Annotated in this window: 11 protein-coding genes and 3 pseudogenes; 4 read left to right on the top strand and 10 right to left on the bottom strand. The window is 57.5% G+C overall.

The annotated features are described in order from the left end of the window. Positions 1 to 44: 44 nt before the first annotated feature. The 3 genes from dsr1 to ACMV_RS19695 all read right to left on the bottom strand — a co-directional run bounded on the left by dsr1 (position 45) and on the right by ACMV_RS19695 (position 5,723). The gene (gene dsr1 / locus ACMV_RS19700; protein ID WP_081479228.1) at positions 45 to 3,860 is read right to left on the bottom strand and encodes an anti-phage defense-associated sirtuin Dsr1; all 3,816 of its coding nucleotides are present in this window, start codon (positions 3,858 to 3,860) and stop codon (positions 45 to 47) included. A 16-nt stretch (positions 3,861 to 3,876) separates the two neighbouring features. Continuing rightward, entirely contained in the window at positions 3,877 to 4,893 is a 1,017-nt protein-coding gene (locus ACMV_RS04970; RefSeq protein WP_007421341.1) for an IS1595-like element ISAcr1 family transposase, read from the bottom strand. Positions 4,894 to 5,360: 467 nt separating this feature from the next. Then, on the bottom strand, positions 5,361 to 5,723 hold the full coding sequence (locus ACMV_RS19695; RefSeq protein WP_081479227.1) for a plasmid mobilization protein: 363 nt from the start codon (positions 5,721 to 5,723) through the stop codon (positions 5,361 to 5,363). A gap of 359 nt (positions 5,724 to 6,082) precedes the next feature. On the opposite strand from ACMV_RS19695, the gene ACMV_RS21135 reads away from it, so the two are divergent. Together ACMV_RS21135 and ACMV_RS21130 are read left to right on the top strand one after the other, a co-directional pair. Continuing rightward, positions 6,083 to 6,451 carry a TraK family protein gene (locus ACMV_RS21135; protein WP_158320255.1) on the top strand — a complete coding sequence of 123 codons (369 nt, stop codon included), beginning with the start codon at positions 6,083 to 6,085 and terminating at the stop codon, positions 6,449 to 6,451. A gap of 161 nt (positions 6,452 to 6,612) precedes the next feature. Then, positions 6,613 to 6,720: pseudogene (locus ACMV_RS21130) on the top strand (IS5/IS1182 family transposase); the annotation flags it as partial. Between the two features lie 63 nt (positions 6,721 to 6,783). Here ACMV_RS21130 and ACMV_RS04965 read toward each other — a convergent pair. From ACMV_RS04965 to repC, 5 genes and pseudogenes are all read right to left on the bottom strand, one after another. Next, positions 6,784 to 7,035 carry a hypothetical protein gene (locus ACMV_RS04965; protein WP_041664644.1) on the bottom strand — a complete coding sequence of 84 codons (252 nt, stop codon included), beginning with the start codon at positions 7,033 to 7,035 and terminating at the stop codon, positions 6,784 to 6,786. Positions 7,036 to 7,305: 270 nt separating this feature from the next. Then, positions 7,306 to 8,496 (bottom strand): hypothetical protein, encoded by a 1,191-nt coding sequence (locus ACMV_RS04960; protein ID WP_013639732.1) that lies wholly within the window; start codon positions 8,494 to 8,496, stop codon positions 7,306 to 7,308. 318 nt (positions 8,497 to 8,814) lie between these two features. Further along, positions 8,815 to 9,255: pseudogene (locus ACMV_RS04955) on the bottom strand (IS5 family transposase); the annotation flags it as partial. 391 nt (positions 9,256 to 9,646) lie between these two features. Next, on the bottom strand, positions 9,647 to 10,474 hold the full coding sequence (locus ACMV_RS04950) for an IS5 family transposase (RefSeq protein ID WP_013639729.1): 828 nt from the start codon (positions 10,472 to 10,474) through the stop codon (positions 9,647 to 9,649). Between the two features lie 203 nt (positions 10,475 to 10,677). Further along, complete coding sequence (gene repC / locus ACMV_RS19690; RefSeq protein ID WP_013639728.1) at positions 10,678 to 11,532, bottom strand: replication protein C, IncQ-type; 855 nt, start codon at positions 11,530 to 11,532, stop codon at positions 10,678 to 10,680. 371 nt (positions 11,533 to 11,903) lie between these two features. Here repC and ACMV_RS04945 point away from each other — a divergent pair, with 371 nt between their 5' ends. Beyond that, entirely contained in the window at positions 11,904 to 13,175 is a 1,272-nt protein-coding gene (locus tag ACMV_RS04945) for an IS256 family transposase (protein ID WP_013639726.1), read from the top strand. Between the two features lie 83 nt (positions 13,176 to 13,258). Here ACMV_RS04945 and ACMV_RS19680 read toward each other — a convergent pair. Beyond that, positions 13,259 to 13,795, bottom strand: a pseudogene (locus ACMV_RS19680) (AAA family ATPase); the annotation flags it as partial. 3 nt (positions 13,796 to 13,798) lie between these two features. Next, positions 13,799 to 13,939 (bottom strand): helix-turn-helix transcriptional regulator, encoded by a 141-nt coding sequence (locus ACMV_RS19675; protein WP_456236367.1) that lies wholly within the window; start codon positions 13,937 to 13,939, stop codon positions 13,799 to 13,801. Between the two features lie 36 nt (positions 13,940 to 13,975). Here ACMV_RS19675 and ACMV_RS21125 point away from each other — a divergent pair, with 36 nt between their 5' ends. Next, a complete protein-coding gene (locus ACMV_RS21125) occupies positions 13,976 to 14,119 on the top strand; it encodes a hypothetical protein (protein WP_172637312.1) in 144 nt (47 codons plus the stop codon). The last annotated feature ends 216 nt before the right edge of the window (positions 14,120 to 14,335 follow it).

The following is a 14,335-nucleotide window of genomic DNA, read 5'->3' as shown; positions in this document are numbered from 1 at the left end:
CAAGGTCTACCTTGCCGAAGTTTAGGGGAATGTGAAACGCCGCTTCACCCCCCCCACCTTCTGGAAGCCTCTTGAAGCCTCAGATATTGGGTATCTAGTGCCAAGTTGGGGGCGGTGAGAATTATCTCGTTCAAACACTGCCCTAGTTCCTGAGACAACCACTGTTGGTCAGAGACTATAATATTTAGCAACCGCAATGCACAGGCAGGGTGCTGCCGACACAAACCGGATTTGTGTAGCAAACCTATGACATAGTGCGGATATGCTACCGGCTGTAACCAATGCTGCACAGCATCCAATGCGGAGGGGAATTCGTCTCGGGCGGCAATGACCAAACGGGTTAAAGATTCGGCAATTCTCGGGCTAGCAAGTTCGCGTGACTTAGGCCAAATTTGCTGCCAAAATGGGAGCAAACGATTTCTCCAATAGTCCTCGCGTTGACCTGCCGCACCCTCTAGCGCCTGAGTGAGTGCTTGAGCGGATCTCTCCAACCCTTCTGGAGGCAGCGCACCTATTGCAGATCGAAACTCTTCCACCGAATACCCTTGGGTCGGACCCAACGCCGCATATGTCAAGAAGGCGGCAAACTGCTGCCGGTGTTCGCCGAGCTCGACATAATGATTGGCGGTCTCCAAAAGCTGTGGTTTGAAGGCTATCAACAAAGGCTGGTATAGCCGAGGAGACCAAAGGAAGCCTTCCCATAGAGCCCTTGCTTCGGCAGACGAACCCCAGGCAAAAAGCGGCAGCAGACATCGCTCGGTCCAAGGGCGATCAACGCGGAAAAGCGCGATCAGATGCGAAGCCAGCAGCACCCGTCCGTGACGGAACCGGTCAACCTGAACGTCACAGATTTGTGTTAGCAAAGGAGCAATATCTGGTGAAAGAAGATCGTTGTCGTTCGGTCCGCGTTTAAGCCAAAGGTTGATCAAGGCCTGCGTGACATGCCCGACTGGATGATTGATCGCCTCGGTGACGGGCTGGCCAATCGGTTCGCCATTGCGCGTAATTCCAGTATCCGCCTCTAGTGGTAGAGCCAGCACACGGCGACATAGGTCCAACAAGATACCCTCGTGGCCGTCTATCGCCTTGGATGTGGCTTCCATCCACCACGTTACGGCGTGGATAATCTCCTGAATTACTGCATCAGGTAAGGCTCCGACCACCGGCGCAGCGTAACGCCAGGAGCGCGATATCATGCGTTCTTCGGACCAAGTCTGCAATGCCTCTCGCCACCGTTCGGTAGGCCACACGCCTTCTCGTGCCAGATCACAAAGCGCATATAGACTATTCATGAAGTGGGTGCGGCAGACATCGCGCCATTTATCCTCATAGAGCGGCCTCTGCTCAGGCAAGGGCTTTTTCAGCCACTGCACAAGGTCACGCCGCTTTCGGGGAGCAATGTCGGTGTTCCGACTTTCTTCGAAATCAGGATCGCCTGTGCCACTCATCCAGTGAGAGAACTCATCGCGCTCATCTGTTGCTAACCGCCACTCAGGGTTGGTTGTAGAAAGCTGTGTTAATTTTGCTGCCGCAGAATCCCCTAGAACGAGGCCCGAGGAGTTCAATTTGGCCAGATGTAGCCAAATGGAGTGGGCCAACAAATTTTTCCACCGTTCTGGATCCAGATCCTCTCTGTACATTTTGCGCGGAGGGCCCGCCAAGATAGCTGCTTCCAGACGTTCCTGGTCGGCTCCCCCTAATTGTCGCCCCTTCAAAACGATGAGTCTAAGCACCTCCCGCTGCGTATCTGTGGACCATAGCCACCATGTGCCATCTGCCAATAACCAATCCACCCACTGTGAGGATGTGATGCGATCATCTTGGCTGGCCGCAAACAGTGCCAATCGTTTGAAGGTTGGATACGGCAGCCCGAACCAAGTCAGAGCAAGACTCGTGGCTTGACTGCCATTGCTACCGCTTAGAACCGCCGACCACGCATCGCGCAGCATTTCGATCAAGATTACCCATTCCCGGAACCCCCGATTCTGCCAGTGCTGCGCAATCGACGGCAGATCCCAATGAGATCGATCGTTTCGGTCGTCAGCCTCGCCTAGTTCACGTAAGAGATCAAGCGCATCACGCAACAACTGCTGGAAATCCTGAAGCAAGTTTGGAAGGGCGGATATCCAGTGTTCCCCCCCAAGGTCGCGTAGAGCGGTATGCACGTCGTCACCAGCCAATACTAATTCCCAATCCACAAGCTGCCTCAGCCTTGTGGGTTCATCAGCTTCTCCGTCTTCAACACTCCAAGGAAACGGCTTACTCAGGGCCACTCTAGGAGACAGTAGATCGCGCAACTCAAGGCGCAGGGTTGCGGTCAATCCTTCTCGCTTCAGTTTTCCTAGCCAGCGGTAGATCGTGGAATCCCGACTACGTAACTTTACTCGATCACTTAACAGTAGGCGCCATAGATTACGCATCAAAGGGGTGGGAATGGCATTTGGAGCTTGTGAACGAATTTCATCCAGTTCGACAGTCCTACCGTTATGTTCCCTATCCGCAAATTCATTGAGTGCATTCTCAACCATCAAAGCCCAACGGTTATTCAGGTGACCGCCATGCTGCGCAATCCAAATTACTAGCCTAGGATCATTCAGATGGCGCAAAAGCCATCGCGCCAGATGAAACATTGTATTATCCCACTGGCTTCCAGCGGCACCGCCGTCAACTAGCGCCATCGACGGGGCACGGTCATACGGTGCTGGCCGCCGAATCAGGCTGAAACGAAGTTCATTGTCTACATTGATACGAGGAGGAACGTCGAACCGTAGCAAGTCTCCAAACGTAAAACGCCTATCTGAAAATGCCTCCAGCAGCCAATCCAATGACGGAACGGGATTAAATTCTGCAAATTGCTTTGCTGGCAAACCAGATTTATCCGACAATGCCCAAAGCATCCGACCAACGAAATCGTCCTGCTTTGTGCTCGCCAACGGGCGGGCGATGGCGTATTCGACAACGATACGCTCCTTGCCGCGTACACCATCGCGGTAGGTGTTTGCCCAAGCGCGTAGGGTCTTGTGCAGATAGGCGTGATGCCGATGTTCACGGTAGAGGATGGGCGTGACGTTCTTTGCCTTCCATTCGCTGGCGCGGTCGACCTCCTTGCTTTTCGAATAACTGCCGAAGGCAAACATTTCCGGCGGAGATTCTCCCAGTAGACGGTCAGCGGCCAACGCATCCATCATGTAGCGCAACACGGGATCGTTGATGCTGTATCCAACGAAGCAGACGGTAAAGTTGCGGAACAACTCGCTTACGAAACGAGCTGCCCAGCGTTCTGTCAGGTAGGCCAACCCAAAGTCCCCGCTGGAGACCACGAGCCGATCCAGATCGCCTGCCGTTGCCGTAATAGGCAACAGACCGTGCAGATACACCAGACCGTCCCATCGGGTCTTCGGCACGGGGAGTAGAGGAGCCTTGAAGTCTGGAAACAACAGCGATTTCGCCGCCCTGACTTCCTCGAACAGACGGTCGAAGTTGGTTGTGATGAGTCGTGTGCGGCCCTCGCGATTCTGCGCCAGCGTCAGTAGGGCTTCGTGTGTGGCCGTCGCATTCGGGGCCGAGAGGTTGGGCGTCAGGATCGTCGCCAGTTCAGTGCGCACCATTCCTCGACCGCCGACGACATCCCCTTCCAACAGGCCAATGGCGGTGTCGAACTGCCCGGCCTTGATCGCAGACTGCTGAACCAGATTGGGCGTGATCGAAAGGGCTTGATAGAGCCTGTCCACCAGACCGGAAAAGCCGGGCAACCCTGCCGGATAAGAAATTCCTGCTCCACAGAAAAACACCACACGACCTTCTTCGTGCGCCTGCAAAAGTGCATCGGGGACGTCGGGGCCGTTGGTAATGAATTGCACCTTGCCTATCCGGTTGTTACCCACACCCACTAAATGTAGGGTGTGTCCATTCCCCGGAATAAAGCTCGTCAAAGGTTGGTGCGGCTGCCCTACCCGCGATTCCGAGCAGCGAGCGGAACGCGTTGAAGGGATAGAGGCGCCGGTTGAACCGAAACGTGAATTCATTGAGGTAGGCTTGTAGATGTTTGGCGCTGACCCCGTGATGGATGCCGTTGATCCAGGTCTTCAGGTTGGTAAAGACCAAGTGGACGATCGGCAGGAATTCTTCTGCCACCTCCGGGTCGCCGCATTCGGCGATTGCATGGTGGTCGAACCCGCGCCTTCCGAGACCGGCATAGCCGCTCCAGTCGTCGGTAACGATCAGCGATCCGGGAGCAACGGCGTTTTCGACGAATCCGCAGAGCGAATTGGCGCTACGGTCGGGGACAACAGCGAGACGAACGCGTCCCGCGTAGCGACCGTCTTTCCGATTGTCGAGCTTGGTTCCCGGTTTCCGGTGGCGCACCTCCACGGCACAGGCGACGAGAACCTTGTGATGGACACCCCGTCCATCGCCTCGGGTTCGTCCTCCAACCCACGTTTCATCCACTTCGACGTGTTCTTGCGGCGTGTCGCCAATCTTGTCGCGCTCGGGGCGCACCATCCCGGCGCGCAGCTTATGAAGGATGCCGAAGGCGGTCTCGTAGCGCGACAGGCCGAGTTGCCGCTGAAATTGGACGGCCGACATTCCGGGCGTCTGGCTGGCGATCAAGTAAGCCGCCCAGAACCAAGTCGACAGCGGCGTGTGACTGCGTTCCATAACGGTCCCAGCCATCAGGCTTACGTCTTTGCGACAGGCCCGGCAGCGCAGAACGCCCGGGCGCGCCTCGAAACGGAACGGCTCGCCAACGACGCCGCACCTTGGGCAGGCGAACCCTCCATTCCAGCGGGCGCTTTCGAGATAGGCGGCACAGGCCGCGTCGTTCGGGAAAATACGCTGGAATTCCGGCAGAGACTGCGGGAACGGCAGGTCTTCACGGGCCAGGACATCCATGCCCAACACTAGATCTAGTAGGTATGGGAGTCAACCGGATAGGCAAGAATTGCACTTACAGGCTCCCGGCAAACACTTGATGCACTATTGCTATGCTGTGATCAAAATCTTGCAGGATGACCTGCGGGTCCAGATGCTGATCCGCTGTAAAGACCCGTTTATAACCGATCCGCTGATTCATTAACACAGCCAGGAAATAGAAAACTTTATGAGAATATTAACTCGCTAAGTGAACCTCGACTAGCCCCGGCTAACTGCTTTGATCTGTCCAGAAAACCACCGTTTGTTAGACACCTGCGTGCGCGGAGCGGATGCGCAGCTTCACGCCCAAATTTCGAGATCCAAATTTTTAAATAAATTAGTGGATTTTCTATCGAAATCTGAATTAATCTATTTGTATAGAATTCAGATTAAAAATATTGTGGCATTTCAAATCTGTAGAATTTTCAGTGAAATAGCATTTTACATCACCGACGTACCGCTTTCATGAGTGTGGTTACTTCATTTTGTAGAGCCCGAAAATCGATTAGCAGGCGTTCCACTTCCTCCCGCCTACTCAATTTATCCTGTCCATCGACTAGCCACCATTTGAGAAGGCCTGCGACACGGCCAAGGTCGCCGTTCACCTTGGCTAAATCACGCACCGCATCGAGGTCGTACACTGATTTAATCCGGTGATGCAGGCCAGCGGCGCGAAGGTAGGCCGATAGCGACAAGCCGGCCTCATCCGCTCTGGCGGCTATCTCACCACGCTCTACCGGCGTCACCCAGACCTCTATCCGATCTCCCCGCGGCCTCCCTCCACGCTTCCCTTTTGTATCGCCGGTCATGCGCTTAATCCTCCTTTCGTGTCTGTCGCGGCAGCGGGCGTGTGCCTCGCAGAGCAAGATTCCGTCGAGCCGAAGGCGAGTAAGGGAAGGTGTTGGGCCGGTGCGTGCGTCAGCGCGTACCGGTGCTACACACATCTTGCCTCCAGATATGTCATACATACAATAAAAAATAGTGCTAAATGATATAAATAGGGGGTGGAAAAAAACATATAATTCAATCTTACGCAAAATTGCTCAAATTTACGCGAAATAGGTGATATATATTTGATTTAATAATATTCGATAGCAACAATTATTCCTATTTTGTACTAAATGGTATATATGTAATTTGAAAACCAAAAACTGTTCTGGAGATAAAAGTGCAAAACTCATCAAACGCTTCAAAGCGTCGAGGTAACGGCCGGGTCGCCTTTCTTGCAAGGCGGGAGCAGTTCGAAAAATTGTTGGTAGCAGGTCATACCCAGATTTCATTGTACGAATGCCATGCCAATGAGCTTGGCGTCACTTACAGCCAGTTCAGTCGATATGTACGCACCTACATCCTGAAAGACCGCCTTTCCTTAATGCCGCATTCTACGGCACCCCAGTCCACACTCACGCCTTTGGTGAAAGCGGTGCCTCCAATTCAGCCAAATATGCAGTCGTCTGCTCGGCAACCCCACACAAAGCCAGCTTTCGTCCCATCTCCAACGGGTAGCGGGTTCGATGCATTCTTCGGAAGAAAATAATCCGCCCCAACGCAGCACCGAAATTTAACACAAGTGTTTCCCAGTGCTGCCAGTCATCCACCCTCCCAGTTTCCCCTCTTTCAGAGCCGAACCTCAAAGGATACTTGAGCGATTTCAGCGGGTTGTGATCCAGTTCGTTTGCGGAGATGAACAGAGATACAATGGCCTTGACTGAAATTGCTCGGCAACGATTTTTCTGTCTCGGATTTTGGTGCGCAAGCGACCTCACCGACGCCGAATGGGCCTTGATCGAACCATTCATGCCCTTGCTTTCGCAGAATTGGTGGCTTGCTCGCTGTCCCCCCCGCCCCGCCCGGTGGGACAGCCTCCTGTCAACCCTTCCAGAGCCCGAGCCGGCGCGCCAACCGTTCCGCCCGCTCGTAGATATAGGCCGCGGCTTCCTCCTCGGAGGGCCATTCCCGGTAGTTCCGCTTGCTGCCGCGCTCGCTGAAATAGGTGAACCACTTGCCGTCAACCTGCTCGATGCCATCGATCTCGCCGCCGCCGAGGCTGCCGTGCGTGTAGAGACCGCCGTCCTCGACGCCGTGAGCGCTGAGGCGCGCCTTCATCTCGCTGACCTTCATCTGGACCTCCCCTAGCGAACTCGCTGCAAGTAACCAGGACGGACGAGATCGCCAACCGACATGTCCGTCTTGTATTGTCCACCGTCCCGTCCGGCGCCTCGAACACCGCATCGCCGGTCGCCTCCGCCCCGCCAAACCTGATCCTGATCGGCATTTCTGGCCCGAAATAGCGCCCGAAGCGCCTGTCATCGCCCGGGCCGAACGTCCATTGCCCTGACATATAGGTTGCAGGCCGGACCGGCACGACAACCACGCGGCGCGGTTCAGACCTCAGTCCGCCAGCAGGTTCGCCACGCCGCCGAAGCCAGGCACCGCCCGCAGCGCCACCAGCGCCAGCATCAGCCCGCCGAGGAGCAGGACCATGATCGGCCGCAGCATCGTCGCGGCCGCCTGCGGCACGACAATCCCGATGCCGCCGACTGCGATGTGGAAGCCGATCGCCGCATAAAGCCCGGCGAGGCCGATCTCGCCAAGTCCGAGCCCCAGCGCCGCCAGCCGGAATGTCAGCTTTCCCGCCGGCGTGCCGAGCGGCATGAAGAACATCGCCGGAATGAACGCGAGCGCGAGCAGCAGTAGGAGCACCAGTTCGTTCGCTCCCAGCGCTGCGCGCAGGGACGCGACGCTGTCCACTCCTGGCAGGGCTAGGAACGCCCCAAGCGCGGTGAAGTCGATAATGAACAGGCAAGGCAGGGCCAGCAGCCCGGCTGCCGCGAAAGCCGGCGCCGGCACCAGCCGGGCAGGGGGGAAGATGGCCCGCAGTGTCGCCATGCGATCCGTCGCCGGCTCCGGCGGGCCATCCGTCGCCCCCGTGGCGCCGGCCGCGGCGCGCTGGCCGATCCCAGCGGCAAGGCAGAAGGCCAGCAGAGCCTGCCAGGGCGCGACCGGCGCCAGCGCCAGCGCGCCCAGCCACAGCAGTCCGGCACACGCCGCCATCGCCGTCTGGCGCGCCCGCCACGCCGCGACGAACGGCAATGTCAGCGCCACCGCCATCGGCGTCGCCTGTTTCGGCGGGCCGTCCGTCGACATCGCCGTCCCGTCGATCCCCGGCATCGCCTCCCATGTCTCGATCGGCGCGGCAGGGTCGAGCCAGCGCAGCGAGACCAGCGCCCGCCAGATCACATACAGCCCCGGCGTCGCAAGGATGCTGACCGGCGCGGTGAGAAACAGGTCCCCGGCGCTGTCCGCCCCCGCATGCAGCGCGAGCAGCAGCAGGATCGCCAGCGGCACGTGCAGCACCAGCAGGGCGCGCAGTAGGATGCGATAGCCGCTCAGCGCGAGCGTCGCCCGGCCATCGAGGAATTGCAGCGGAAAGCAACAATAGATGATGCCAAGCGCGATCCCCACGACAGGCAGCAGCCCGCCCGCGCCCGGATCGCCGATCCATGCCGCGAGCCCACCCAGCGTGCCGAGATCCGCGGTGATCAGGCAGAAGAAGATCGCGTTGAGCCCGCTGATCCCCACCGGCAGCGTCGAGGGCTCGGCCGGCCTGCGTCTCCCGGTCTTACCCCCGGCTTTGGCATACGCCGCTTTCGCGTCCCCGCGCTTCCTGCCGCTCGGCCCGGGAGGCGCCGCCCGCGCCACGCTATCGCCCCGCCGGCACACGGCGGCACGCGCCGATCTTCGCGCTGAAATTGCCTCGTGGCGCCGCACCGCCTGAACGCCCAGACGGCATCAGGAGGCGACCCACCCAACTCGCCTGCCGTGACCAGAAATTCTGGATGTCCTGGTTGAAATACACCACGGCAACCTGGGGGTCCACGAAGGTCGCCGGAAGGTTGCGACGATGTTGCGCTTGCGTCCCTTGATCTTCTTTCCGGCATCGAACCCGCGCGGCCCGCCGGCTTCGGTGGTCTTGACCGACTGGCTGTCGATCACGCCGGCTGTGGGCGACGCCTCGCGTCCGGCTATCTCCCGCGCCTGCATGACCAGGACGTGATTGATGCGATCGAACGTGCCGTCGCGACAGAAGCGGTAGAAATAGCCCTGCACAGTGGTGAACGGCGCGAATTCCTTCGGGATCTGCCGCCACTGGCAACCGGTCGACAGCATGTAGAAGATGGCCTCCACAATCCTTCGCAGCACCACCGTCCGGGGCCGGCCTCGATGCGGCGGCAAGGGCATGAATGGTTCGATCAAGGCCCATTCGGCGTCGGTGAGGTCGCTTGCGTCGCGCAACCACGCAGAGAAGTATCGTTGCCGAGCAATTTCAGTCAAGGCCATTGTGTCTCCGTTCGTCTTAGCAAACGTACTGAATCATAACCCGCTGAAATCGAACAATTATATTTTGTGATCCAGCTCTCAGGCTGCATCAATCCTCCGATCCACAGAACTGGTAATATTAGGTTGAGTTGAAACAATTATTCAGTGATTTAGTCTGGAAGTAATTATACTTATTATTTTAATAGTTTTATTTTTTAATAAATACCATTCGTGATCCAAGTTATATATTTGGTATCTAGATTCGCTGATTGAAATTTGAAGATTTTTATTTTGGTTTATATTGAACCTGAGGTCGAAAGCCGATTGATGCTGGAAGGGCAGCGCCATGAAGGCGCTGCGCTTCGGGCGCCTCATAGATTTTCTTAGAGCCCGAATCTGAATGGTAGTGTGGCTATCTGTGACGGGCGATTTTTCGTGTGATCAGGCGGATATGTGCGAGGAAGAGCCATGCGGTGGCGCTGATAACGGTGGCTTCGAAATCCTTTGCGAGGCGCCGGCATCTGCCGAGCCAGGCAAAGGTTCTCTCTACCACCCAACGTCGCGGCAGAAGTTCGAACCCGCTGGCGGCGTCGGAGCGCTTGACGATCTGTATGGTCCATTTGCCGATTTTGGCGAGGCGTCCATTGAGTTTGGGACCGGCATAGCCGCCGTCGGCGAATACGTGCCGCAACCAGGGATACAGGGATTTGACGGATTTGAGCACGTCGGGCGCCCCATCCCGATCCTGAATACCGGCATGATGAACGATCGCACCGACGAGGTGGCCGATTGTATCGGTGACGATGTGGCGCTTGCGTCCCTTGATCTTCTTTCCGGCATCGAACCCGCGCGGCCCGCCAGCCTCGGTGGTCTTGACCGACTGGCTGTCGATCACACCGGCTGTGGGAGACGCCTCTCGTCCGGCTATTTCCCGCGCCTGCATGACCAAGACGTGATTGATGCGATCGAACGTGCCGTCGCGACAGAAGCGGTAGAAATAGCCCTGCACAGTGGTGAACGGCGCGAATTCCTTCGGGATCTGCCGCCACTGGCAACCGGTCGACAGCATGTAGAAGATGGCCTCCACAATCCTTCGCAGTGCCACCGTTCGGGGCCTGCCTCGATGCGGCGGCAAGGGCATGAATGGTTCGATCAAGGCCCATTCGGCGTCGGTGAGGTCGCTTGCGTAGCGCAATCCGGCCCGGCAATATCGTTGCCGAGCGGTTTCAGTCCAAGCCATTGCGAATCCGTCTGTTGTTGCAAACCGACAGAATCACAACCTACTGAAATCGCTCAACTATCTTTTTCGGTCCGGCTCTTAGATAAATCTTAGAAGGGTTTTCAAAACTGGTAGTAAGATGTTGTTATAAAACTCTTTTTCGATGTTGAGAGGGGACAGTTACCGTGGGATTTGGGGACAGTTACCGTGGGATTTGGGGACAGTTACCGTGGGGCTGGATGCGGAGGGCGGCGATCGGACGGCCGACGGATTTCCCATTTATGTTTGGCGTACTCGTCCACTGCCCATCCCAATGAAGTTAGCTCCGTGAGCGCTTTTCGGGCTTTTGGGCGTCGTTTCTTCATAGTCTCGGCGCAAGCGTCATCAGGCCAAGCGTAACTGCAAAGCGTGTCCAGGGTAACGCGCCCGATTTTTCCGGGGTCAATCCAACCGCATAAGCGCTGATGAATGAGGCGGGCAGGGTCCGTTTGTAACGCCCGAACTTCATCCATATCGATTCGGACATGTTGCCCACGTCCCATGACTGCTTCGGCAATTAATGGGTTCAGCGCCACATGCAGTTTGCAGTGCTGCTCATCAGAGACATACCCAGACAGTAAGCGAAATCCCTGACGTTGTTTGCCATTTTGAATTATCACAGATACCTTCCAGAGCCGTTCAATACAGTCCCTGACAGGCTTAGTGTCTTTGCAGTTTGCATAGCCAATTTCACGACACAGCGCCTGATAGCTGCCCATAATTACCAATGCATTCTGTTGGACAGCTTCCCACTTGGGTTCGAGGAGCAGACGTAGCTGTTGCCCTTCTTTGGTCCGAGGCATGGGGGATAAAACGAGTCCCGCTGGCCCGGCCATTGCCACGAGGCCTTGCAAGATACGTAGGTCATCTGCGCCCAGGGGCTCTGGTCCGCTGAACTCAATGCTCTTGCCGGTGCCGTAGTCATATATGACATGCAATTTTTCGCGTCTGCGGTCGCCACGCTTGAGACTGCGGAATAGCCCCGGTGCAAGACAGTGACCTCGGTCGTGGCAGGCATGGGTCAGATCATGCGCACCCACGCCATACCTTCCTATTACTCTCTTGCGTTGCCTCGAAAAGTTTCACAGGCAACAGAACTCCGCCGCTCCGACGCTGATACCAGCGATCAAGAGGAGTTGCGTCATAGTTTTGCTTGGAAACCCCGAACCGAACAAAATGGCCTCGGCGGTCGTTGCCAATAGGCTTTCGGTCATCGGGGAGGTCACTTAGACATTCGGACTCTTTCTCGGTCATCTTTGCGACAAAGCCGCACCACCGGGCATTGTCGATCAGTGCCGATGCACCCCGCGCCGCCGGGCTATGGCTGAAAATAGGTGATGAGGTTTGAGAAGGCGGCGTATCGTGGCGGGTGTCCAAGCCTGCCAGAACCTCCCTGAGGAGCGATACGCCTATGAACGAGAATAGCACGATCACCTCCTTTCATCAGCCTGGTTCGATCATGGACCCGTTGACGGACATTGCCCGTGAGGGCGCGCGGCAGATGCTGATGGCAGCCCTGAAGGCCGAGGCGGCAAGTTTCGTTGCCCAGTTCAGCGAGGAACTCTTGCCCGACGGCCGGCAGCGTGTTGTCCGGCACGGCGCCGGACCGGAACGGGCGGTGCAGACCGGGATCGGACCGATCCCGGTGCAGCGGCCGAAGGTGCGTGACCGCGCGCCGGGCGTGTCGGCGGAGACGAGGATCCGCTTCACCTCGGCGATCCTGCCGCGCTGGGCACGCCGCTCGAAAAGCCTCGATGCCCTGTTGCCCGTGCTGTATCTGCGCGGCGTCTCCACCGGCGATTTCCAGGAGGCGCTGACGGCGTTGCTCGGGGCGGACGCGCCGAACCTGTCGCCGGCGGTGATTTCCCGCCTCACGGCAGGCTGGCAGGAGGAGTATGATCGTTGGCAGCGCCGCGATCTCTCGGCGCGCCGCTATGTCTATGTCTGGGCCGACGGCGTCTACCTGCAGGCCAGGATGGAGCCGCAGGCCGAGTGCATGCTGGTGATCATCGGGGCGACACCGGAAGGCCGGAAGGAGCTTCTGGGCTTTCAGGTCGGCTTCCGCGAGAGCGCGCAGAGCTGGCGCGAACTGCTGGTCGATCTCAAGGCTCGAGGGCTTGCCGTGCCGCCCGAACTGGCCGTCGGCGACGGCGCACTTGGGTTCTGGAAGGCGCTGGACGAGGTGTTCCCCGGCACCCGCCATCAGCGCTGCTGGTTCCACAAGATCGCCAACGTGCTCAACCACTTTCCGAAATCCATGCAGCCAGCGGTGGCAGCCGACCTGCGCGAAATCTCGCACGCTGAAACCCGCGCCGCCGCCCTGGCGGCGATCGACACCTTCAAGGCGAAATATGCCGCCAAGTATCAGCGCGGTGTCGCCTGTCTGACCAAGGACACCGAGGTTCTGCTGGCCTTCTATGACTACCCGGCCGAACATTGGGAGCATCTGCGTACCTCGAACCCGATCGAGAGCGTCTTCGCCACCGTTCGTCACCGCACGGTCCGGACCAAAGGCGCGTTATCGCAGAAGACCGCCAAGCTAATGGTCTTCACCTTGATCCGGGCCGCTTCGAAGAAATGGCGCAAGCTCAACGGCACCAGCCAGTTGCCACGCGTCATCGAAGGCGTCAGATTCAACGACGGCGTCGCACAATCCGACGCCACCCAGAGCCGCGCCGCCTGATCACGCCGCGTCACCCAAATTCCGCCATAGCTCCGCGCCGCCTGTTGTTGGTCGGTTTGAAATTCTCGGGCGCTCCCTTTGCTGACATGATGCAAGTACAGGATCGCTGCTCCAGTGCTGGAAGCGACGTGTTCCAGTGTGCCAACAAGCCGGGCCATGTCGCCATTGCTATTCTCGTCCAAACAGTGGATTCGGCTTAGCGTGTCCAGAACGATAAGCCGGGCATCGCCGCAGAAATCGATGATCCGAGCAAGGTGCCGACTGTCCATCACGTTCATACGCTGTCCCATGATTGGCTCAAGCGTGAGGTTTTCCATGATGATTTCGCGCGCCTGCCGGACCAAGTGCTTGCCGATGGCATGAACCCTACACACGAGCGCGGCCGGCGGATCTTCTCCAGCCAGATAGATTACGCGGCCAGTGTGAGTAGGGTTGAGCCCCACGAGATCGCCACCAGCACTACTGCACGCGATGGACATCGCAGCTTCCAATGCCCAAAAGCTCTTGCCCGTGGCTCCCGGAGCTACAAGCGCACCGACTGTTCCTGCAAGAAAGCCAGGCCAGATAAAGTCCAGTGTAGGCGGCTCGCTTTCGAATGCCGTCTGTAAGTCAATTACCACGGATCACGTCCTTGAGCCGGGGCTGATTGCATGAATGCTCGAGGACTTACGAGCTTCAATCCAGTCCTCAATCTCAGCCAAGTCCCAAGCGACATTTCTGCTGGTGAGCACAATCCGGCGAGGAAATTCCCCTCGTTGCTCCATGTTGAAAATCGTGCGCTCAGCCAGAGGAATCATTGCATGAAGCTGGCGGCGATTGATGAGAGTTCTATTCGTCGTTACGGGCACGATTTGGTCTCCTTAAGCATTTGCAAGCATGTGCTTGAAGATGCCCAGCACTGCCGATTGCATCGACCGAATAATTGGCTATTTTGGTTGACATGAAATCTTTTCCGTTCATCCGAGTCTGGGAGGGATGTGATCTAAATATCGCGAAAGCCGTCCGGCAGTTTCAGGATCGCTGGTCACCGTACTCCGCAGCCTCGCGGGGCAAACGCATCGACCGTCTGATAAAAGAACTCATTGATCCAGCGGTCGCCAGTTATGCGACATCGAGTCCACAACGGTATTTGAGCTACATACCCGGCGCTGGCGGTGTCG

Source organism: Acidiphilium multivorum AIU301, assembly GCF_000202835.1.
Classification (GTDB): domain Bacteria; phylum Pseudomonadota; class Alphaproteobacteria; order Acetobacterales; family Acetobacteraceae; genus Acidiphilium; species Acidiphilium multivorum.
Note: the sequence above shows the minus strand (reverse complement) of the source record. Positions and strands in the feature narration are given on the sequence as shown.